Here is a 23,676-nt window from a genome sequence, read left to right as displayed (position 1 = left end):
CGGCGAGATCACCGACGAGTGGGGCACCCCCGCCTACTGGACCCGGCACCTGCGCGAGGCGGTCCGCTTCGCCGACACCGTCACGTATCTGCGGGGGCGGGGCGTGGAGACGTTCCTCGAACTCGGCCCCGACGCCATCCTCACCGCCCTCACCCGCGCCACCCTCGACACCGGTGACGGCGACAGCGCGGTCGTCGAGGCCGCCGTACGCAGGAACCGGCCCGAGACCCGCACCCTGCTCGCCACCCTCGCCCGCCTGTTCACCACCGGCACCCCCCTGGACTGGGACGCCTTCTACGACGGCACCGGCGCCCGGCGCGTGGAGCTGCCGACCTACGCCTTCCAGCACGAGCGGTACTGGATGTTCGGCGAGTACGGCGGGGCGGCGGACGCCTCGGCGCTGGGCATCGAGGCGGCCGGGCATCCCCTGCTGGGGGCGGTGGTGGCCGCCCCGGACAGCGACACCGTGACCTTCACCGGACGGCTGTCCACGGCCGCGCAGGGCTGGCTCGCCGACCACGACGTGCTCGGCGCCGTTCTGCTGCCGGGCACCGCGTTCGTCGAACTCGCCCTGTACGCGGGCGAACAGACGGAACACCCGGTACTGGAGGAACTGGTCCTCCAGGCGCCGCTGGTGCTGCCCGAGCGGGGCGCGCTCGCCCTGCGGGTGTCGGTGGCGGCCGCCGACGAACTGGACCGCCGCCCCGTCCGGGTCCACTCCCGGGCGCAGGACGCACTGCCCGGCACCCCCTGGCTGCTGCACGCCGAGGGACTGCTGGGCACCCAACCGGCCGCCCCGGGACCGGACTTGACCGCATGGCCGCCCCCGTCGGCCACCCCCGTCGACGTCACGGACGCCTACGGGCCGCTCCAGGACCGCGGTTACGCCTACGGGCCCCTCTTCCAGGGACTCAAGGCCGCCTGGCGCGAGGGCGACACCCTCTTCGCCGAGGTCGAACTGCCCGAGCAGGCCCACGAGGACGCGGCCCGCTTCGCGGTCCACCCGGCCCTGCTGGACGCGGCCCTGCACGTCTCGCTGCTGGCGGACGGCGACGCCGGACAGGCGGTCCTGCTGCCCTTCGCCTGGCGGAACGTACAGGTGCACGCCGTCGGCGCGACCCGGCTGCGGGTACGGGTGGCACCCGCAGGCGGAGACAGCATCGCCGTGCACGGCGCGGACGCCGCCGGACACCCGGTGTTCACCGTCGAGGGCCTCGTCTCCCGGCCCGCCGCCCTGCCCGACACCGCCCAGGACCCCGCGGACGGCGCCCTGTTCGCCGTCGAACTGCGCCCGCTGCCCGATCCGCCGGCACCCGCCGCCGTCTCCGCCGCGCACTGGGCGTCCTACGACCCCGCCACACCGGTACCCGACGTGCTGGTCCTGGACACCGCCGCCCTGACCGGCGCCGCGGCCGACGGCGACACCGTCGCCCGCGTCCACGAGGCGACCGCCGGCGCGCTGGCGGCCGTACAACAATGGCTGGCCGGGGCGGAGTTCGCCGACTCGCGGCTGGTCGTGCTGACCCGCGGCGCGGTCGCCGCGGACGCCGAGGGCGTCGTGGACCTGCCCGGCGCGGCCGTACGGGGGCTGATGCGGTCCGCGCAGGCCGAGAACCCCGGCCGGATCGTGCTCGTGGACCTCGCGGCCGGCGACAGCGCCGACCCCGCCGCCCGCCTCGCGGCCGTCCTCGCCACCGGCGAGCCCGAACTCGTGCTGCGCGAGGGCCGGTTGTCCGCGCCCCGGCTGGTGCGCGCCGAGCCCACCGACGGCGAGACGGTCCGCTTCGACGGGCCCGGCGCCGTACTGGTGGCCGGAGCCACCGGCACCCTGGGCCGGCTCGTGGCCCGCCATCTGGTGGCCGCGCACGGGGTGCGCCGGCTGCTGCTGGTGAGCCGGCGCGGCCCGGCCGCACCCGGCGCCGACACCCTCCAGGCCGAACTGCGGGAGCTGGGCTGCGAGGTCACCCTCGCCGCCTGCGACCTCGCCGACCCCGTCGCCGCCCGTGACCTGCTCGCCGCCCACACCGTCAGCGCCGTCGTCCACCTCGCCGGCGTCCTGGGCGACACCACCATCGCCTCCCTCACCCCCGCCCAACTGGCCCACTCCCTGCGGCCCAAGGCAGACGCGGCCTGGAACCTGCACACCCTCACCCAGGACACCGGACTGAGCGCGTTCGTGCTGTTCTCCTCCGTCGCCGGCGTGCTGGGCAACCCCGGCCAGGGCAACTACGCGGCCGGCAACGCCTTCCTCGACGCCCTCGCCGCCCACCGCCGCGCCGCCGGACTGCCCGGCCAGTCCCTGGCCTGGGGCCTGTGGGCCACCCGGCACAGCGACGGCACCCTCAGCGGCGACGGCATGGCCGACGAACTCGGCGAGGCCGACCTGCTGCGCATGCGCCGCTCCGGCATCGGGGCCCTCGCCCCCCAACAGGGCCTGGCCCTGCTGGACTCGGCCGCCCGCAGCGACCACCCGCTGCTGCTGCCGCTCGCCCTGGACCTGGCCGCCCTGCGCGCCGCCGAGGACCTGCCCGCCCAGTTCGGCGCCCTGGTACGGCGCCGGGCCCGCACCGCCGCCGGCGCGGGCACCCCCCGCCCGGCCGGCGCCGCCCTGGCCGCCCTGGGCGCCAAGGAACGCCGGCGCGCCCTGCTGGAACTGGTCCGCAACCAGGTCGCCGCGATCCTGGGCCACCGCTCGGCGGCCGAGGTCGGCGCCGAGCGGGCCTTCACCGAGCTCGGCTTCGACTCGCTGACCGCGCTGGAACTGCGCAACCAGCTCACCGCCGCCACCGGGCTGCGGCTGAGCCCCACCCTGGTCTTCGACCACCCCAGCGCCCGCGCCGTCGCCGACCACCTCGACACCCTCCTGGCCGGCACCACCGCGGCCGTGCCCGCCGCCACGGCGGCCGCCACCGCCGCCGACGGCGAGGACCCGATCGTCATCGTCGGCATGGCCTGCCGCTACCCCGGCGGGGTCCGCTCGCCGCAGGACCTGTGGAACCTGGTCGCCGACGGCACCGACGCCATCACCGCCTTCCCCGCCAACCGGGGCTGGGACCTGGACAACCTCTACGACCCCCAGCCCGGCACCCCCGGCAAGATCTACGTCCGCAACGGCGGGTTCCTGCACGACGCCGACACCTTCGACCCCGGCTTCTTCGGGATGAGCCCGAACGACGCCCTGACCACCGACCCCCAGCACCGGCTGCTGCTGGAGGTCGCCTGGGAGGCGCTGGAACACGCCGCGATCGACCCGGCCGCCCTCAAGGGCACCGCGGCCGGCGTGTTCGCCGGGATCATGTACCACGACTACGCGGGCAACAGCGCGGCCGGCTCACTGGGTTCGGGCCGCCTCTCCTACACCTTCGGCCTGGAGGGCCCCTCCGTCACCGTCGACACCGCCTGCTCCTCCTCGCTGGTCGCCCTGCACCTGGCCGCGCAGGCCCTCAGGTCGGGGGAGTGCCCGCTGGCCCTGGTCGGCGGGGTGACGGTGATGGCCTCGACCGAGACGTTCGTGGAGTTCTCCCGCCAGCGCGGCCTCTCACCCGACGGGCGCTGCAAGTCCTTCGCCGACACCGCCGACGGCGCCGCCTGGGCGGAGGGCGTCGGCGTGATCGTCGTGGAACGCCTCTCCGACGCCCGCCGCAACCAGCACGAGGTCCTCGCCGTGATCCGCGGCTCGGCCGTCAACCAGGACGGCGCCTCCAACGGCCTGATGGCCCCCAACGGGCCCTCCCAGGAACGCGTCATCCGCCAGGCCCTGGCCAACGCCGGCCTGAGCACCGCCGACGTCGACACCGTCGAGGCGCACGGCACCGGCACCGCGCTCGGCGACCCCATCGAAGCCCAGGCGCTGCTGGCCACCTACGGCCAGGACCGCGAGGACGGCAAGCCGCTGTGGCTGGGCTCCATCAAGTCCAACATCGGCCACACGCAGGCCGCCGCGGGCGTCGCCGGTGTCATCAAGATGGTGCACGCCCTGCGCGCGGGCGTCCTGCCCAAGTCCCTCCATCTGGACGCCCCTTCGACCAAGGTCGACTGGACGGCCGGTGAGATACGGCTGCTCGACGAGAGCCGCCCCTGGCCCGAGACCGGCGAGCGCCCGCGCCGCGCGGGTGTCTCCTCCTTCGGCATCAGCGGCACCAACGCCCACGTCATCCTCGAAGCCCCCAGCCCTGAGGAGACCCCGCACACCGGGGAGGACGCACCCCCCGCCGCCACACCCCCCGCCGCCCCGGCCGGCTCCGGCCGTCCCCTTCCGTGGATCCTCAACGCCCGTGACGCGGACGGCATCCCGGCACAGGCCGGCCGGCTGCTCGCCCTGCTGGAGACACTGCCCGACACGGAAGCGGCCGACGTGGCGTACTCGCTGGCCACCACCCGCACCCCGATGGAGTACCGGGCCGCGCTCACCGTCACCGACACCGGCCAGGGCCGCCGGGAACTGGCCGCCCTGGCCGCCGCGGCACCGGGCGCGGCGGCGGCCCTGCGGGCCCGGGACGGGGCGCCGACCGCGTTCCTGTTCTCCGGCCAGGGCGCCCAGCGGCCCGGCATGGGACGACAACTGCACGCCGCTTTCCCGGTGTTCGCCGAAGCCTTCGACGCGGCCGTGGCCGAAGTGGACCGCCACCTGGACCGGCCGCTGCGCGAGGTGGTGTGGGGCGAGGACGCCGAACTGCTCAGCCGCACCGCCTACACCCAGACCGCCCTGTTCGCCTTCGAGACCGCCCTCTTCCGGCTGCTGCGGTCGTGGGGGATGCGCCCCGACTTCCTGGCCGGGCACTCCATCGGCGAACTCGTCGCCGCCCACGTCTCCGGCGCCCTGACCCTCCCCGACGCGGCCCGCCTGGTCGCCGCCCGGGGCCGCCTCATGCAGGCCCTCCCCGCCGGCGGCGCGATGACCGCCGTGCAGGCCACCGAGGAGGAGGTGACACCCCTCCTCGACGCCGAGGTGAGCATCGGCGCCGTCAACGGGCCGCGCTCCGTGGTCGTCTCCGGCAGCCAGGACGCCGTGGCACGCATCGCCGCCCACTTCACCGCCCTGGGCCGCAAGACCTCCCGGCTGCGCGTCAGCCACGCCTTCCACTCGCCGCTGATGGAGCCGATGCTCGCCGAATTCGCCGAGACCGCCGCCTCGTTGACGATCGCCGCCCCCGACACCCCCATCGTCTCCAACCTCACCGGCCGCCTGCTGAGCGCCGGCGAACTCGCCGACCCCGGCTACTGGGTGCGGCACGTGCGCGAAGCGGTCCGCTTCGCCGACGGCATCCGCACCCTGGGCGAGGCGGGCGTCACCGCGTTCGTGGAGGTCGGCCCGGACGCCGTCCTGGCCGGTCTCGGCCCGGCCTGCCTGCCCGACACCGTCGACGCCCCGTTCGTGGCCCTCTCGCGCCGCGCCCACGACGAGGAGCACACCCTGGTCGCCGGGCTCGCCCGCGCCCACAGCGCCGGAGCCGGCGTCGACTGGGCGGCGTTCTTCGCCGGCCGCGGCGCCCGCCGGATCGCCCTGCCCACCTACGCCTTCCGCCAGGAACACTTCTGGGCGCTGCCCGAGCACACCGCCACCGACGCCGGCACGCTGGGCCTGGACGCCCTGGACCACCCGCTGCTGGGCGCCGTCGTACCCGCACCCGGCGGCAGCGCCCTCACCCTGACCGGACGCCCCGCCCGCACCGCCCAGCCCTGGCTGGCCGACCACGACCTGCTGGGCACCGTCGTCCTGCCCGCCGCCGCCCTCGTCGAACTGGCGCTGACGGCCGGCGCCGAGGCCGGCTGCGACCGGCTGGCTTCCCTCACCCTGCACGCGCCCCTGGTCCTGCCCGAACAGGGCGGCGTCCCCCTGCACGTCGGCGTCGGCGCCCCCGACGAGGAGGGCCGCCGCCCGGTGAGCGTCCACGCCCGCCCGGCCGCCGGGACGCAGGACTCCTGGGTGTGCCACGCCGAGGGCGTCCTGGAGACGGGCGGCGAACCCCCTGCCCAGGACCTGGCCGCCTGGCCGCCGCCGGGCGCCGAACCCCTCGCCGTCGACGACGCCTACGACCGCCTCAGCGCCGCCGGCTACGGCTACGGGCCCCTCTTCCAGGGCCTGGACGCGGCCTGGCGGCGCGGCGAGGAACTCTTCGCCCGCGTCACCCTGCCCGAGGAGGCCGCACCGGCCGCCGCCCGCTGCGTCCTGCACCCCGCCCTCCTGGACGCCGCCCTCCACCTCCACCTCCTGACCGCCGCACCGCGGGAGACCGGCCCGCTGACCGCCTCCGCCTGGTCCGGCATCCAGGTCCACCGCAGCGGCGCCACCGCCCTGCGGGTACGCCTCGCCCCCGGCGAACAGGGCGCGCTCAGCGTCGAGTTGGCCGACCAGGACGGCCGGCCCGTGCTGTCCGCGGCCGGGGTGAGCCACCGCCCCGTCACCTCCGCCGAACTGCGCACCGGCGAACAGGCCGGCGCCCTCTACCGGCTGGCCTGGGAGCGCACCCCCGCCTCGGCCCCGCTGCCCGAAGCGGCCGTCGAGATCTACGAGGTGCCCGCCACGGACGCCGCCGGGGCGGTCGCGGCGCGGCTGGCCGAACACACTACGGCCGGCCAGGAGAGCCGCCCGCCGCTGGCCGTGCTCACCCGCCGCGCCGTCGCGGCCGGCCCCGGGGAGAGCCCCGACCCCGACCAGGCCGCCGTCTGGGGCCTGGTGCGGGCCGCCCAGGGCGAACACCCCGGCCGGGTGCTGCTGGCCGATCTCGACGACGAGCCCGCCTCCCGGCAGGCCCTGCACACCGCGCTCGGCAGCGGCCTGAGCGAACTGGCCCTGCGCGCCGGCACCGTCCTGGCGCCCCGCCTGCGGCCCGCCACCGGCACCGAGGGCGGGAGGGCGCCCCGCCTGTCCGGCGGCACCGTCCTGGTCACCGGCGACACCGGTGCGAGCGGCGCGGCCGTGGCCGGGCACCTGGCCGCCGCCTACGGCCCGGCCCGGCTGCTGCTGACCGGCACCGGCCCCGGCACCGACCTGCCCGGGACCGTCACCGCCGCCGACTGCGACCCCGCCGACCGCACCGCCCTGACCGCCCTGCTGGAGTCCCTCCCCGACGACGCCCCGCTGGTCGCCGTCGTCCACCTCGGCGACCGGCCCGAGGGCGCCCGCAACCTCCACGAACTCACCCGCGACCGGGAGTTGGCCGCGTTCGTGCTGCTGACCTCCACCGCCGCACTCATGCACGGCGCCGGCCAGGCCACCGCCGCCGCCGGCGCCGCCACGCTGGGCGCCCTCGCCGTCCACCGCCACACCCTCGGCCTGCCCGCCACCGCCGTCGCCCTCGGGCCCTGGCAGGCCGGCCCCGAAAGCGACGACCGGCGCGCCCTGTTCGCCACCCTCGGCCTGCCCGCCCTGGACACCGAACGCGGCCTGGCCCTCCTGGACCAGGCGCTGGCCGGCGGCGAACCGTACACGGCCGCCTTCGACCTCGACCGCGCCGCCCTCCGGTCACCGGCCGCCGGACGGCTGCCCGCCGTCCTGGCCGCACTCGTACGCACCCCCGACCGGGCCGGCGCCCGCACCGGCCCGGGAGAGGCCGAACAACTGCGCCGCACCCTCGCCGGCCTCGACGAGGACGACCGCCTGCGGCTGCTGGTGGAGACCGTCCGCACCCAGGTCGCCGGACTCCTCGGCCACGCCACGACCGACGCCGTCGCCGCCGACCGCTCCTTCCAGGAACTCGGCTTCGACTCGCTGGCCGTCGTCGAACTCCGCGCCCGCCTGGGCACCGCCACCGGCCTTGCCCTGCCCGCCAGCCTCGCCTTCGACTTCCCCACCTCCCGCGCCGTGGCCGGCTACCTCCACTCCGTCCTGGAACCGGAGGCCGACGACGACCGCGCCCTGTCCGCCGCCCTGGACCAGCTGGACGCCGCCCTCGGCGCGGCCGGCGCCCGGGCGGGGGACACCGACCAGATCACCGCACGGCTCGAAGCGGTCCTGCGCCGCTGGCAGGACGCCCACGCCCTCCGACAGACCGACCCCGAACAGGACTTCGACGGGGCCTCCGACGACGAACTCTTCGCGGCACTGGACCGGGAACTGGGGCTGTCCTGACCCTCGCCCCCGCCCCCACCGGCACGCACGACCGCTGCTTTCAGATTGGGTTGACCCGAGATGCCTGACCAGGACAAGCTCCGCGAATACCTCAAGCGGGCCACCGCCGACCTGCAGAGCGCCAAGCGCCGCCTGCGCGAGGCCGAGGCCCGCGAACACGAGCCGATCGCGATCGTCGGGATGAGCTGCCGCTACCCCGGCGGCGTCCGCTCACCCGAGGACCTGTGGGACCTGGTCGCCTCCGGCGGCGACGGCATCACCGGCTTCCCCCTCAACCGCGGCTGGGACGTCGACAACCTCTACGACCCCCAGCCCGGCACCCCCGGCAAGTCCTACGCGCGCGAAGGCGGCTTCCTGCACGAGGCCGACGCCTTCGACGCCGACTTCTTCAAGATCAGCCCCAAGGAGGCGCGGGAGACCGACCCCCAGCAACGCCTGCTGCTGGAAACCTCCTGGGAGGCGCTGGAGCGCGCCCACATCGACCCCCACTCCCTCAAGGGCAGCCGCACCGGCGTCTTCGCCGGCGTCGTCTACCACGACTACCCCTCCGACGGCGGCACCGGCGGCCTGGGCAGCGTCGCCTCCGGGCGCATCTCCTACACCCTGGGACTGGAAGGCCCCGCCGTCACCGTCGACACCGCCTGCTCCTCCTCCCTGGTCGCCCTGCACTGGGCGGTCAAGGCCCTGCGGGCGGGGGAGTGCTCCCTGGCCCTGGCCGGCGGCGTCACCGTGATGGCCACCCCCACCTCCTTCGTCGGCTTCAGCCAGGAACGCGGACTGGCCCCCGACGGGCGCTGCAAGTCCTTCGCCGCCGCCGCCGACGGCACCGGCTGGGGCGAGGGCGTGGGCATGCTCGTCGTCGAACGCCTCGCCGACGCCCGCCGCAACCACCACCCCGTCCTCGCCGTCGTACGCGGCTCCGGCATCAACCAGGACGGCGCCTCCAACGGCCTGACCGCCCCCAACGGCCCCGCCCAGCAACGCCTGATCAAGCAGACCCTGGCCGCCGCCCAGCTCACCGCCGACCAGATCGACGCCGTCGAGGCCCACGGCACCGGCACCACCCTCGGCGACCCCATCGAGGCCCAGGCCCTGCTCGCCACCTACGGACAGAACCGGCCCGCCGGACGGCCGCTGTGGCTGGGCTCCATCAAGTCCAACATCGGCCACGCCCAGGCCGCCGCCGGCGTCGGCGGCGTCATCAAGATGGTCCAGGCGATCCGCCACGGACTGCTGCCCAAGACCCTCCACGTCGACGAACCCTCACCCAAGGTCGACTGGACGGCCGGCAGCATCGCCCTGCTCACCGAACCCCTCGCCTGGCCCGAGCACGGACAGCCGCGCCGCGCCGCCGTCTCCGCCTTCGGCCTCAGCGGCACCAACGCCCACGTCATCATCGAACAGGCCCCCCAGGAAGAAGAGCCCGCCCCGGACCCGGAGGCGGCCGGCGCGCCCGCCCCCAGCGCCGCCACCCTGACCCCGCTGGTGCTGTCGGGGAAGAGCGCCGACGCCCTGCACGCCCAGGCCGCCGGCCTCCTCACCCACCTCGACACCCACCAGACCCCCCTCACCGACCTCGGCCTCTCCCTCGCCACCACCCGCGCCGCCCTCGACCACCGGGCCGTCCTGGTCGCCGCCGACCACGAGGAACTGCGCCGCGCCCTGAGCACCCTCGCCGCCGGCTCCACCCCCGACGGCGCCCCCCGCGCCCTCGCCGAACCCGACGTACGCCTGGCGTTCCTCTTCTCCGGACAGGGCGCCCAGCGCCTGGGCATGGGACGCCAACTGCACGCCGCCCACCCGGTGTTCGCCGCCGCCCTCGACGAGGCCGTCGCCGCCCTCGACCCCCACCTCGACCGTCCCCTCAAGGACGTCATGTGGGGCGAGGACGAGAAGCTCCTCAACCGCACCGCCTACACCCAGCCCGCCCTGTTCGCCGTGGAGACAGCGCTGTACCGGCTCCTGGAATCGTGGGGCGTGCGCCCCGACTGCCTGGCCGGGCACTCCATCGGCGAGCTCACCGCCGCCCACGTCTCCGGCGTCCTGGGCCTCGACGACGCCGCCCGCCTGGTCGCCGCCCGCGGACGCCTCATGCAGGCCCTGCCCGCCGGCGGCGCCATGGCCGCGATCCAGGCCGGCGAGGAGGAGATCCAGCCCCTGCTGGCCGGTGACACCGGCATCGCCGCCGTCAACGCACCCACCTCCGTGGTCGTCTCCGGCAGCCGCGCCACCGTCCGCGCGATCGCCGCCCACTTCCGGGAACAGGGCCGCAAGACAAAGGAGTTGAAGGTCTCCCACGCCTTCCACTCGCCGCTGATGGATCCGATGCTGGAGGAGTTCGCGGCCATCGCCGGCAGCGTCACCTGGCAGGAAGGCCGCATCCCGGTCGTCTCCGCCCTCACCGGACAGGCCGCCGCCCCCGGCGAACTCCAGGACCCCGCCTACTGGGTGCGCCACGTCCGCGAGCCCGTCCGCTTCTCCGACGCCCTGCGCACCCTGGAGGCCGACGGCATCCGCCTCTTCCTCGAACTGGGCCCCGACGCCGCCCTCACCCCGATCGCCGGCGACTCCCTCACCGAAGCCGCCACCATCACCCCCACCCTGCGCCGCGGCCGCGACGAGGAACGCACCCTGCTCACCGCCGTCGGCCACGCCTTCGCCCACGGCCGCGCCCCCCACTGGGAGGCCCTGTTCGCCGGACGCGGCGCCCGCCGCACCGACCTGCCCACCTACCCCTTCCAGCACCGCGCCTACTGGGCCCAGACCACCCCCGCCGTCCCCGGCATGGCCGCCACCACCGGCGGCCCGGCCACCACCGGCTCCGCGGCCGACAGCACGTTCTGGGACACCGTCGAACACACCGACCCCGACGCCCTCGCCGGCCGGCTCGGCATCGACCCCGCACCGCTGGCCGAGGTGCTGCCCGCCCTGGGCCGCTGGCGCCGCCGCCACCACGACCTGCACACCCTGGACGACTGGCGCTACCGCCTGACCTGGCAGCCCGCCCCCGACACCTGGCCCACCACCACCCCCTCCCTGCAAGGGAGCTGGCTGCTGGTGGTGCCCGCGCACCTGGCCGCCGACCCCTGCGTCGGCACGGTCACCGCCGCACTCGCCGCCCACGGCGCCACCCCCGACCTCCTCACCGTCGACACCGAGGACCGTGCCGCGCTCACCGCCGCCCTGCGCACCCGCACCCCGGCCGGCGTCCTCAGCCTCCTCGCCCTCGACGAACGCCCTCGCCCCTCCCACCCCGTCCTCAGCCGCGGCCTGGCCGCCACCGTCACCCTCGTCCAGGCCCTCGGCGACGCCGCCCTGACCGCACCCCTGTGGCTGACCACCCGCCAGGCCGCCGCCGTGGCCGGCGCCCACGACGCGAGCGCCACCGCACAGAGCCCGCTGTGGGGCCTGGCCGGCACCCTCGCCCTGGACCTGCCCCACACCTACGGCGGCATCACCGACCTGCCCGCCGACCTCGACCAGGACACCGCCCGCCAGCTGATCGCCTGCCTGGCCGGCACCACCGGCGAGGACGCCGTGGCACTGCGCCCCCAGGGCGTGTTCGTACGCCGCCTCATCCGCGCCCCCCTCGCCGGCCAGAGCCCCCCACGCGGCTGGCAGCCGCACGGCACCGTCCTGATCACCGGCGGCACCGGCGGCCTCGGCGCCCACGTGGCCCGCACCCTGGCCGCCGAGGGCGCCGACCACCTCCTGCTCACCAGCCGCCGCGGCCCCGCCGCCCCCGGAAGCGCCGAACTGGCCGCCGAACTAGAGGAGTTGGGCGCCCACGTCACCATCGAAGCCTGCGACGTCACCGACCGCACCGCCCTGGCCCGCCTCCTGGACACTGTCCCCGACGACGCCCCGCTGACCGCGGTCGTGCACGCCGCCGGCGCCATGCAGCGCATCGCCCCCCTCGCCGACCTCCCCCTCACCGAGTTCGCCGAGGTCGCCGACGCCAAGGTCACCGGCGCCCTGCACCTGGACGACCTGCTGGCCGACCACCCCCTGGAGGCGTTCATCCTCTTCTCCTCCGGCGCCGCCGTCTGGGGCAGCGCCGGACAGGGCGCCTACGCCGCCGCCAACGCCCACCTCGACGGCCTCGCCCACCGCCGCCGCGCCCAGGGCCGCACCGTCGCCTCCATCGCCTGGAGCTCCTGGGACGGCGGCATGGTCGACGCCGAACTCGCCGCCATGATGCAGCGCATCGGCGCCCCCGCCATGCGCCCCTCCATCGCCGTCGGCGCCCTGCGCCAGGCCGTCGAACACGACGAATCCCACCTGGTCGTCGCCGAGTTCGACTGGGAACGCTTCGCCCCCACCTACACCCTCGCCCGCCCCCGCCCCCTCCTGGACGCCCTGCCCGAGGTCCGCGCCCTGCTGGAGGGCCCCGCCGACGGCGCCCCGACGGCAGGCTCCGCCTTCGTCACCGAACTGGCCGGCAAACCCGAGGCCGAACAGACCCGCGCCCTCCTGGACCTGGTGCGCGGCAAGGTCGCCGCCCTCCTGGGCTACGACTCCCCGCAGGAACTGGAACCCACCCGCGCCTTCGAAGACCTCGGCTTCGACTCCGTGGCCGCCGTCGAACTGCGCAGCCGGCTCGTCGAGGCCACCGGCGCCAACCTGCCCTCCACGATGGTCTTCGACCACGCCACCCCCACGGCCCTGGCCGCCTTCCTGCGCACCGAACTCCTCCCCGACGGCGACGGCCACACCGACGTCCTCGCCGAACTCGACCGCTTCGAGAACCTCGCCGCCGCCCTCGACCCCGAACAGATCCGCGCCGCCCGCCTCACCTCACGCCTGCAGACCCTCCTGGGCAGGCTCACCGACCTCCAGGGCGGCACCGGCGAACACGTACGCGACCAGCTCGAATCCGCCTCCGCGGACGACGTGTTCGCCTTTATCGACCAAGAACTCGGCCTGGCCTGACCGAGCACATCGACGACACATTCACCAAAGGACTCGGTGGGACCCGACATGGCAAACGACGAGAAAGTCCTCGACTACCTGAAGAAGGTCACGGCCGACCTGCACCAGACGCGCCAGCGCCTCCAGGACGTCGAGGCCCAGGCCCGGGAACCGATCGCGATCGTGGCCATGAGCTGCCGCTTCCCCGGCGGCATCAGCACGCCCGAACAGCTGTGGGACCTGGTCGCCGAAGGCCGCGACGCCGTGACGGGCATGCCCACCGACCGCGGCTGGGACCTCGAGGCCCTCATGGACCCCGACCCCGACGCCCCCGGCTCCAGCTACGTCCACGAAGGCGGCTTCCTCGACGGCGCCGGCCAGTTCGACCCCGGCTTCTTCGGGCTCAGCCCCCTGGAGGCCGAGGGCACCGACCCCCAGCAGCGCCTCATCCTCGAAGTGTCCTGGGAGGCCTTCGAACGCGCCGGCATCGACCCCCAGACCCTGCGCGGCGGACGCGTCGGCGTCTACATGGGCTCCGGCATCCAGGACTACGGCGACTACGAAGAAGGCGTCCCCGAGGCCGTCGAGGCCTACATGGCCACCGCCCGCGCCTCCTCCGTCATCTCCGGCCGCGTCTCCTACACCCTGGGACTGGAAGGCCCCGCCTTCACCGTCGACACCGCCTGCTCCTCCTCCCTGGTCTCCATCCACCTCGCCGCCCAGGCCCTGCGCAACAGCGAATGCGGCCTCGCCCTCGCCGGCGGCGTCATGATCATGTCGACGGCGTCGCCGTTCGTCGCCTTCAGCAAACAGAAAGGCCTCTCACCCGACGGCCGCTGCAAGGCCTTCTCCGACTCCGCCGACGGCACCGGCTGGGCCGAGGGCGCCGCCGTCGTCCTGCTGGAACGCCTCTCCGACGCCCGCCGCAACAACCACCCCGTCCTCGCCGTCATCCGCGGCTCCGCCCTCAACCAGGACGGCGCCTCCAACGGCCTGACCGCCCCCAGCGGCCCCGCCCAGCAGCGCGTCATCCGCCAGGCCCTGGCCAACGCCGAGATCCCCGGCGCCCACGTCGACCTCGTCGAAGCCCACGGCACCGGCACCACCCTGGGCGACCCCATCGAAGCCCAGGCCCTGCTCGCCACCTACGGCCAGGACCACCCCGCCGACCGCCCGCTGCGCCTGGGCTCCTTCAAGTCCAACATCGGCCACGCCCAGGGCGCCGCCGGCGTCGGCGGCGTCATCAAGACCGTCATGGCCCTGCGCCACGGCCTGATGCCCCGCACCCTCCACGTCAGCGAACCCTCCAGCCACGTCGACTGGAACGCCGGCCACGTCAGCCTCCTCACCGAGGCCCAGCCCTGGCCCCGCGCCGAGGACCACCGCCGCACCGCGGCCGTCTCCGCGTTCGGCCTCAGCGGCACCAACGCCCACCTCATCCTCGAAGAGGCCCCCGACCCCGAGGAGAACGAGGAGAGCGCCGCCGCCCCGCCCCAGGTCGCCTCACCCGTCCTGCCCCACCTCATCTCCGCCCGCGGCACCGCCGCCCTGCGCGGCCAGGCCGCCAAACTCGCCGCCTTCGTCCGCGCCCACGACCAGCTGCCCCTGCCCGACCTCGGCCACTCCCTGCTGACCCGGCGCACCGCCTTCGACCAGCGCGCCCTCGTCCTGGCCGGCGACCGCGAACAGCTGCTGTCCGGCCTGGACACCCTCGCCGCCGGCGACAAGGCCGCCCACGTCGTACGCGGCACCGCCCTGACCGCCCCCCGCATCGCGTTCGTCTTCCCCGGCCAGGGCTCCCAGTGGGCCGGCATGGCCATCGAACTCCTCGAAACCCACCCGGTGTTCGCGCAGAAACTGCGCGCCTGCGCCGACGCCCTGGCCGCCTTCGTCGACTGGGACCTCTTCGACGTCCTCCACGAACGCCCCGGCGCCCCCACCTTCGCCGACGTCGACGTCGTCCAGCCCGTCCTGTGGGCGGTGATGGTCTCCCTGGCCGAACTGTGGCGCTCCTTCGGCGTCCAGCCCGACGCGGTCGTGGGCCACTCCCAGGGCGAGATCGCCGCCGCCACCGTCGCCGGCGCCCTCACCCTCGACGACGGCGCCCGCGTGGTCGCCCTGCGCAGCCAGATCATCCGCGACGGCCTCGCCGGCCTGGGCGGCATGATGTCCGTACGGCTGCCCGCCGCCGACGCCTCCGCCCTGCTGCCCCGCTGGGAGGGCCGCCTCCAGCTCGCCGTCGTCAACAGCCCCACCTCGGTCGTCGTCTGCGGCGACTTCGACGCCCTCGACGAACTGTACGAACACCTCACCGCCGCCGACATCCAGGCCCGCAAGATCCCCGTCGACTACGCCTCCCACTCCGTCTTCGTCGAGGAGATCCGCGACCGCGTCATCGCCGCCCTCGCCGGCATACGCCCCGTCACCGCCCCCACCGCCTTCTACTCCACCGTCACCGGCACCCCCCTCGACACCGCGACCCTGGGCGCCGAGTACTGGTACAGCAACCTGCGCCAGACCGTCCGCTTCGAGGAGACCACCCGCGCCCTCCTCGACGACGGCTTCAGCGTCTTCGTCGAGGCCAGCCCCCACCCCGGCCTCCTCGTCGGCCTCGCCGAGACCGTCACCACCGTCGGCGCCACCGCCGCCCAGATCGGCTCCCTGCGCCGCGGCGAAGGCGGCCTCACCCGCTTCGTCACCTCCCTCGCGGAGGCATACACCGCCGGCGCCCCCGTCGACTGGAGCCAGTTCTACGCCGGCGGCAGCCGCCCGGTGGACCTGCCCACCTACGCCTTCCAGCACGAGCACTACTGGGCCCAGCCCCCCGCCGCCCGCGGCGACGTCGCCGCCGCCGGCCTGGAATCAGCCGGCCACCCGCTGCTCGGCGCCGTCGTCACCGCCCCCGACGCCGACGGCTTCACCCTCACCGGCCGCCTCGCCCTGGCCACCCACGGCTGGCTCGGCGACCACCGCGTGGGCACCGCCGCCTTCTTCCCCGGCACCGGATTCGTCGAACTCGCCGTCACCGCCGGCGACCGCGCCGGCTGCACCACCCTCGACGAACTCACCCTCCAGGCCCCCCTCGTACTGCCCGAACGCGGCGGCGTCGCCCTCCGCGTCAGCGTCGAGGCCCCCGACCCCGCAGGCCGGCGCACCCTCACCATCCACTCCCGCGCCGAGGACACCGGCGGCACCTGGACCCGCCACGCCACCGGCACCCTCAGCACCACCCCCGCCCCCCCGGCCGGCTTCGACACCACCCAGTGGCCCCCCGCCGGCGCCGAACCCGTGAACCTCGACACCTTCTACACCGACGTCGCCGAAGAAGGCCTGCGCTACGGCCCCTTCTTCCAGGGCCTGTCCGCCGCCTGGCGCGACGGCACCACCCTGTACGCCGAGGCCCGCCTGCCCGAAGGCACCGACGCCGCCGCCTACAACCTGCACCCCGCCCTCCTCGACGCCGCCCTGCACACCGTCGCCCTCACCGGCGTCACCGGCGACCGCGGCGCCCTGCCCTTCGCCTGGAGCGGTGTCTCCCTCGCCGCCGAAGGCGCCGCCCACGTCCGCGTCCGGGTGCGCGCCCTGGGCGAGGGCGAGGTCCGCGTCGACCTCACCGACACCGCCGGCGCCCCCGTAGCCACCATCGACTCCCTCGTCCTGCGCCCCCTGGCCGAGGACCAGCTCACCACCGGCGACACCCTCGTCCGCGACGCCCTCTTCCGACTCGACTGGCAGCCCGTGCCCACCGCCGACACCGGCGCACCGACCGCCGCCACCTGGCAGAGCGCCCGCACCGCGGCCGAGGACACCCCGGTCCCCGACGTCGTCGTATGGAGCCCCCCCACCGGCCCCGCCGTCTCCGACACCACCACCCCCGAGGCCGCCCGCGCCGCCGTCCACGACGCCCTCACCGTCGTCAACGCATGGCTCGCCGACGAACGCCACGCCACCGCCACCCTGGTCGTGCGCACCCACGGCGCCGCCGCCACCCCCGGCGACGACGTCACCGACCTGGCCGGCGCCGCCGTCTGGGGCCTGGTCCGCTCCGCCCAGTCGGAGAACCCCGGCCGCATCGTCCTCCTCGACACCGACACCGACAGCCAGGCCGACAGTGAGGCAGCGGCCGTGGCCGAGGCCGTCGCCGCGGCCGCCACCGGCGAATCACAGCTCGCCCTGCGCGCCGGCACCCACCTCGCCCCCCGCCTGGTCCGCACCCCCCAACCCACCACCCCCGCACCGCAGTTCGCCCCCGACGGCACCGTCCTGCTCACCGGCGGCACCGGCACCCTCGGCCGTCTCTTCGCCCGCCACCTCGTCACCGAACACGGCGTACGTCACCTGCTGCTCACCAGCAGGCGCGGCGACCAGGCCCCCGGCGCCGCCGAACTCGCCGCGGAACTCGCCGAGTCGGGCGCCACGGTCACCGTCGCCGCCTGCGACACCGCCGACCGCGACGCCCTGGCCGGCCTCCTCGCCGGCATCGACGACACCCACCCCCTCACCGGCGTCATCCACCTCGCCGGCGTCCTCGACGACGGCATCCTCGCCTCCCTCACCCCCGAACGCCTCGACGCCGTCCTGCGCCCCAAGATCGACGCCGCCGCCCACCTGCACGACCTCACCGCCCACCACGACCTCGCCGCGTTCGTGCTGTTCTCCTCCGTCGCCGGCGTCCTGGGCAACCCCGGCCAGGCCAACTACGCAGCCGCCAACGCCTACCTCGACGCCCTCGCCGCCCACCGCCACGCCCAGGGCCTGCCCGCCCAGTCCCTCGCCTGGGGCTTCTGGGGCGAGGCCAGCGGCATGACCGGCGCCCTGACCGACACCGAACGCACCCGCATCGCCGCCCAGGGCGGCGTCCTGCCCATCGCCGACACGGAGGGCGTCGCCCTCTTCGACGCCGCCCGCCGCACCGGCGAGGCCACCCTCGTCCCCGTCAAACTCAACCTCGCCGCCGTCCGCGCCCAGGGCGCCGCAGCCCGCGAGGTGTTCCGCGCCCTCGCCCCGGTCACCGCCCGCCGCAAGGCCGGCGCCCAGGCCGCCGCTGGGGGACTGGCACAGCAACTGGCCGCCCTCTCCGAAGCCGACCGCGAAACCGCCGTCCTCGAACTCGTCCTGCGCCAGATCGCCGACGTCCTCGGCTTCGCCTCCACCCAGGCCATCGAACCCGAACGCGCCTTCCGGGAGCTCGGCTTCGACTCCCTGCGCGCCGTCGAGTTCCGCAACGGACTGGCCGAGGTCACCGCCCTGCGCCTGCCCGCCACCGTCGTCTTCGACTACCCCAACCCGCTCGGCCTCGCCCGCCACCTGCTGACCGAACTCTCCGGCCGGCCCGCCGCCCAGCCCGCCCGCACCGCCCCCGCCCCCGCCGCTGGCACCGACGACCCGATCGTCATCGTCGGCATGGCCTGCCGCTACCCCGGAGGCATCACCTCACCCGCCGCCCTGTGGCAGACGGTCACCGACGGCCACGACGTCATCTCCGCCTTCCCCACCGACCGCGGCTGGGACATCCCCCGCATCTACGACCCCGAGGGCCTGCGCCCCGACACCAGCTACACCGACCAGGGCGGATTCCTCTACGAAGCGGGCGACTTCGACCCCGGCTTCTTCGGTATCAGCCCCAACGAAGCCCTCCTCATGGACCCCCAGCAGCGCCTGCTGCTGGAAGCCTCCTGGGAGGCCTTCGAGGACGCCGGCATCGACCCGCGCACCCTCAAGGGGAGCAAGACCGGCGTCTACGCCGGGATGATGTACCACGACTACGCGCACAACGCCTCCACCGGCGGCATCGCCTCCGGACGCATCTCCTACGTCCTCGGCGTCGAGGGCCCCTCGATGACCGTCGACACCGCCTGCTCCTCCTCCCTGGTCTCCCTCCACCTCGCCCTCCAGGCCCTGCGCTCGGGGGAGTGCACCCTCGCCCTCGTCGGCGGCGTCACCGTCATGTCCGACCCGGAGATCTTCGTCGAGTTCAGCCGCCAGCGCGGCATGGCCCGCGACGGCCGCTGCAAGTCCTTCGCCGGCGCCGCCGACGGCGCCGCCTGGTCCGAAGGCGTCGGCGTCCTCGTCGTCGAACGCCTCTCCGCCGCCCGCGCCGCCGGCCACCCCGTCCTCGCCGTCGTCCGCGCCACCGCCGTCAACCAGGACGGCGCCTCCAACGGCCTCACCGCCCCCAACGGCCCCTCCCAGCAACGCGTCATCCGCGCCGCCCTCGACAGCGCCGGCCTGAGCACCGCCGACGTCGACGCCCTGGAGGCGCACGGCACCGGCACCACCCTCGGCGACCCCATCGAGGCCCAGGCCGTCCTGGCCACCTACGGCCAGGACCGCCCCGCCGACAAACCCCTGTGGCTGGGCTCCCTGAAGTCCAACATCGGCCACGCCCAGGCCGCCGCGGGCGTCGCCGGCGTCATCAAGATGGTCCAGGCCCTGCGCCACGAGGTCCTGCCCAAGACCCTCCACATCGACGAGCCCACCCCGCACGTCGACTGGGAGGCCGGCAACGTCCGCCTGCTGACCGAACCGGTCGGCTGGCCGGCCGGGGACCGCCCGCGCCGCGCGGGTGTCTCCTCCTTCGGCCTCAGCGGCACCAACGCCCACGTCATCCTGGAAGAAGCCCCCGCCGAAGCCCCCGCCGAGACCACCGCAACCCTCGAACTGCCCCTCGCGCCGGTCGTGTTGACCGCCCGCACCCCCGCAGCCCTCACCGACCAGGCCGCCCGCCTGCACACCCACCTCCAGACCCACGACGCCTCCCTCACCGACCTCGCCCACTCCACCGCCACCAGCCGCACCCTCCACGAACACCGCGCCGTCGTCCTCGCCGCCACCCGCGAGGAACTCCTCACCCGCCTCACCGCCCTCACCCGGGGCGAGACCCCGGCCGACACCGTCACCGGCGCCCGCACCGACGGGGCGACCGCCTTCCTCTTCACCGGCCAGGGTGCCCAGCGCCTGGGCATGGGCCGTGAACTGCACGCCGCCTACCCCGAGTTCGCCCGCGCCCTGGACGAGGTCGTGGCGGCCATCGACGCGTTCCTTGAGCGCCCGCTGTATGAGGTGATGTGGGGTGAGGACGAGGCGCTGCTGAACAGCACCGCCTACACCCAGCCCGCCCTGTTCGCCGTGGAAACAGCCCTGTACCGCCTCGTTGAGTCGTGGGGGGTGCGCCCCGACTATCTGGCCGGGCACTCCATCGGCGAGATCACCGCCGCACACGTCTCCGGTGCGATCAGCCTGGAGGACGCGGCCCGGCTGGTCACCGCGCGCGGGCGCCTCATGCAGGCACTCCCGGCCGGTGGTGCCATGGCCGCGATCCAGGCCACCGAAGAGGAACTCCTGCCGTTCGTGAGCGACGCGGTGGGGATCGCTGCGATCAACAGCCCCACCTCCGTGGTCATCTCAGGCGAGGAAGCTGAAGTCGACGCGCTGGTCGCGGAGTTCACGCAGCAGGGCCGTAAGACGACCTGGCTGCGGGTCTCGCACGCCTTCCACTCCCCGCTGATGGAACCGGCGCTGGCCGAGTTCCATCTGGTCGCCCAGAGCGTCACCCACCAGCAGCCGCGCATCCCGGTCGTCGCCGGAGTCCACGGCGAGATCACCGACGAGTGGGGCACCCCGGAGTACTGGACCCGCCACCTGCGCGAAGCCGTCCGCTTCGCCGACACCGTCACCCACCTCCACGAGCGCGGGGTCACCCGCTTCCTGGAACTTGGCCCGGACGCGATCCTCTCCGCGCTCACCCAGTCCACCCTCGACGCACCCGGCACGGTGATCGAACCGGCCGTACGCAGGAACCGCCCCGAGACCCGCACCCTCCTCACCGCCGTCTCCCGCCTCTTCACCACCGGCATCCGCGTCGACTGGGACGCCTTCTACGCCGGCACCGGCGCCCGGCGCGTGGAGCTGCCGACCTACGCCTTCCAGCACGAGCGGTTCTGGATCCTGGACCGGCCCGGCGGCGACGCCACCTCGCTCGGCCTCCAGACGCTGGACCACCCACTGGCCGGCGCGGTCCTCTCCACACCCGAGACGGACGCGGTGGTCCTCACCGGACGCCTCTCCACGGCCGTACAGCCCTGGCTGGCCGACCACCGGATCGGGGAGGCCGTCGTCCTCCCCGGCACCGCACTCACCGAACTCGCGATCCGCGCCGGTGACGAGGTCGGCTGCCCGGTCGTGGAGGAACTCACCCTGGAAGCACCCCTGGTGCTGCCCGAGCACGGCGGCACGGCCATCCGCGTCTCGGTCGGCGCGGCCGACGACAGCGGGCGCCGCCCGGTCGTGTTCTTCTCCCGCACCGACGACGACGAGCCCTGGACCCGGCACGCCACCGGCATCCTGACCGCCCAACCGCCCGCCCCCGCGCGCCCGTTCGACGCCACGGTATGGCCGCCGCGCGACGCCGAACCGGTGGACCTCACCGGGTTCTACGACGAGATCGCCGACGCCGGACTCGCCTACGGGCCGGTGTTCCGCGCACTGCGCGCCGCCTGGCGCACGGGCGACGACGTGTACGCCGAGGTCGCGCTGGCCGACGGCGTCGACACCGACGGCTTCGGCGTCCACCCGGCACTGCTGGACGCCGCACTGCACCCGGTGGCACTGACCGGCGTGACCGGCGGCCAGGCGGCCCTGCCGTTCGCCTTCTCCGGTGTGTCCCTGGCCGCCGAGGGCGCCACCCGGCTGCGCGTACGCGTCACCGTCCGCGGCGAGGGACAGGTGGGCGTCGACCTCGCCGACGCCACCGGAGCACCGGTCGCCTCCATCACCACCCTGGTACTGCGCCCGCTCACCCCGGCCGACCACAGCGGCGCCGCCGCCCTCCGCGACGCACTCTTCCGCCTCGACTGGGCGCCGGTGACGACCGCCGAACCCAACAGCCGCGACACGAGCGGCAGTTGGGAGACGGTCACCGCCGCGCCCGGCACCCCGGTGCCCGCCACCGTCGTCTGGGACGCGACCGGCACCTCCCTGACCGGCTCCGCGACCGCCGCCCTGCGCACCGCCCAGGAATGGCTCGCCGACGAACGCTACGACAACGCCACCCTGGTCGTCCGCACCCAAGGCGCCGTCACCCCCACCCCCACCGCCACCGACGGCCCCGACCCGGCCGCCGCCGCCGTCTGGGGCCTGATCCGCTCCGCCCAGTCGGAGAACCCCGGCCGCATCGTCCTCCTCGACACCGGCACCGGCACCGACCGCCCGGATGAGGACGAGATCGCGGCGGCCGTCGCCACCGGCGAGACCCAACTCGCCTGGCGCGCGGGCACCCTGTACGCGCCCCGCCTGGTGCGCGCCACCGAACCCGCCGACAGCACACCCCGCTTCGACCCCGACGGCACCGTCCTGATCACCGGCGGCACCGGCCTGCTGGGCCGCGTCTTCGCCCGCCACCTCGTCACCGAACACGGCGTACGCCACCTGCTGCTCACCAGCAGGCGCGGCGCCGACGCACCCGGCGCCGCCGAACTCGCCGCGGAACTCGCCGAGTCGGGCGCCACCACCGAGATCGCGGCCTGCGACACCGGCGACCGCCAGGCCCTGGAAACCCTCCTGGCCGGCCTCCCCGAAAACCGTCCGCTCACCGGCGTACTGCACCTCGCCGGCGTCATCGACGACGGCATCCTCGCCTCCCTCACCCCCGAACGCCTCGACACCGTCCTGCGCCCCAAGGCCGAAGCCGCCAGGCACCTGCACGAGTTGACCGCACACCTCGACCTCGCCGCGTTCGTCCTGTTCTCCTCGGCGGCCGGCGTCCTGGGCAACCCCGGACAGGCCAACTACGCCGCCGCCAACGCCTACCTCGACGCCCTCGCCGCCCACCGCCGCGCCCAGGGCCTGCCCGCGCAGTCCCTGGCCTGGGGCCCCTGGGCGGGAGAGGAGACAGCGGGCGGCATGGCCGGCGACCTCACCGGCCAGGGACGGATCGGCCGCAGCGGCATCCAGTCCCTCACCACCACCGCCGGCACCCAGCTCTTCGACGCCGCACTCGCACACGGCGCACCCGCCCTGGTCACCATGGCCCTGGACCTCAAGACACTGCGGGCCGCCCCCGAACCGCCGCCGCTGCTGCGCCAACTCGCCCCCGCCCGCGGCCGCCGCCGCACCGAGGCGGCCACAGCCGTCGACACCACCGCCTTCCGCACCCGCATGGCCGCCCTGTCCGACGCGGCCCGCACCGACGAACTCGTCGACCTGGTACGGGCACACGCGGCAGCGATCCTGGGCCACTCCACGACCGCGGCCATCGGCAAGAGCCGCGAGTTCAACGAACTCGGCTTCGACTCCCTCTCCGCCGTCGAGTTCCGCAACAGCCTCGCCGAGGCCACCGGGCTGCGCCTGCCGCCCACCCTGGTCTTCGACTACCCCAACCCCCAGGCCGTCGCCGAGTACTTCGCCGGGGAACTGCGCCCCGCGACCGGCACCGACGGCACCGGCACGGCGGGCGACGCGGCCGACCCCGACTCCGACGAGGGAAAGATCCGCCGCCTGCTGCAGACCGTGTCCATGACCCGCCTCCGGGAGACGGGCCTCGTGGACACCCTGCTGCAACTCGCCGACGGACGCGCGGACACCGTCTCCGACGCCGCCGGCGACGAAGAGGCGATCGACGACCTGGACGCCGAAAGCCTGATCAACATGGCGCTCGACGGTCTCGGGCTGGACGACATACAGGGAATGTGAGAGAA

At 75.2% G+C, this 23,676-nt stretch carries 3 protein-coding genes; all 3 read left to right on the top strand.

Annotation, left to right across the window (positions count from 1 at the left end):
* Positions 1–103 precede the first annotated feature (103 nt).
* From ABZT12_RS23765 to ABZT12_RS23755, 3 genes are read left to right on the top strand one after another with little or no spacing between them, the layout of a single operon-like run.
* The gene (locus ABZT12_RS23765; protein ID WP_356388017.1) at positions 104–8,071 is read left to right on the top strand and encodes a beta-ketoacyl synthase N-terminal-like domain-containing protein; all 7,968 of its coding nucleotides are present in this window, start codon (positions 104–106) and stop codon (positions 8,069–8,071) included.
* A 60-nt stretch (positions 8,072–8,131) separates the two neighbouring features.
* Positions 8,132–13,003 carry a type I polyketide synthase gene (locus ABZT12_RS23760; protein WP_356388015.1) on the top strand — a complete coding sequence of 1,624 codons (4,872 nt, stop codon included), beginning with the start codon at positions 8,132–8,134 and terminating at the stop codon, positions 13,001–13,003.
* A 48-nt stretch (positions 13,004–13,051) separates the two neighbouring features.
* A complete protein-coding gene (locus tag ABZT12_RS23755) occupies positions 13,052–23,671 on the top strand; it encodes a type I polyketide synthase (RefSeq protein ID WP_356388013.1) in 10,620 nt (3,539 codons plus the stop codon).
* Positions 23,672–23,676: the final 5 nt, after the last annotated feature.

The organism is Streptomyces sp. NPDC005423 (assembly GCF_040606415.1).
Classification (GTDB): Bacteria; Actinomycetota; Actinomycetes; order Streptomycetales; family Streptomycetaceae; genus Streptomyces.
The sequence above is the reverse complement of the archived record's forward strand: the minus strand, read 5'-3'. Positions and strand labels throughout refer to the sequence as shown.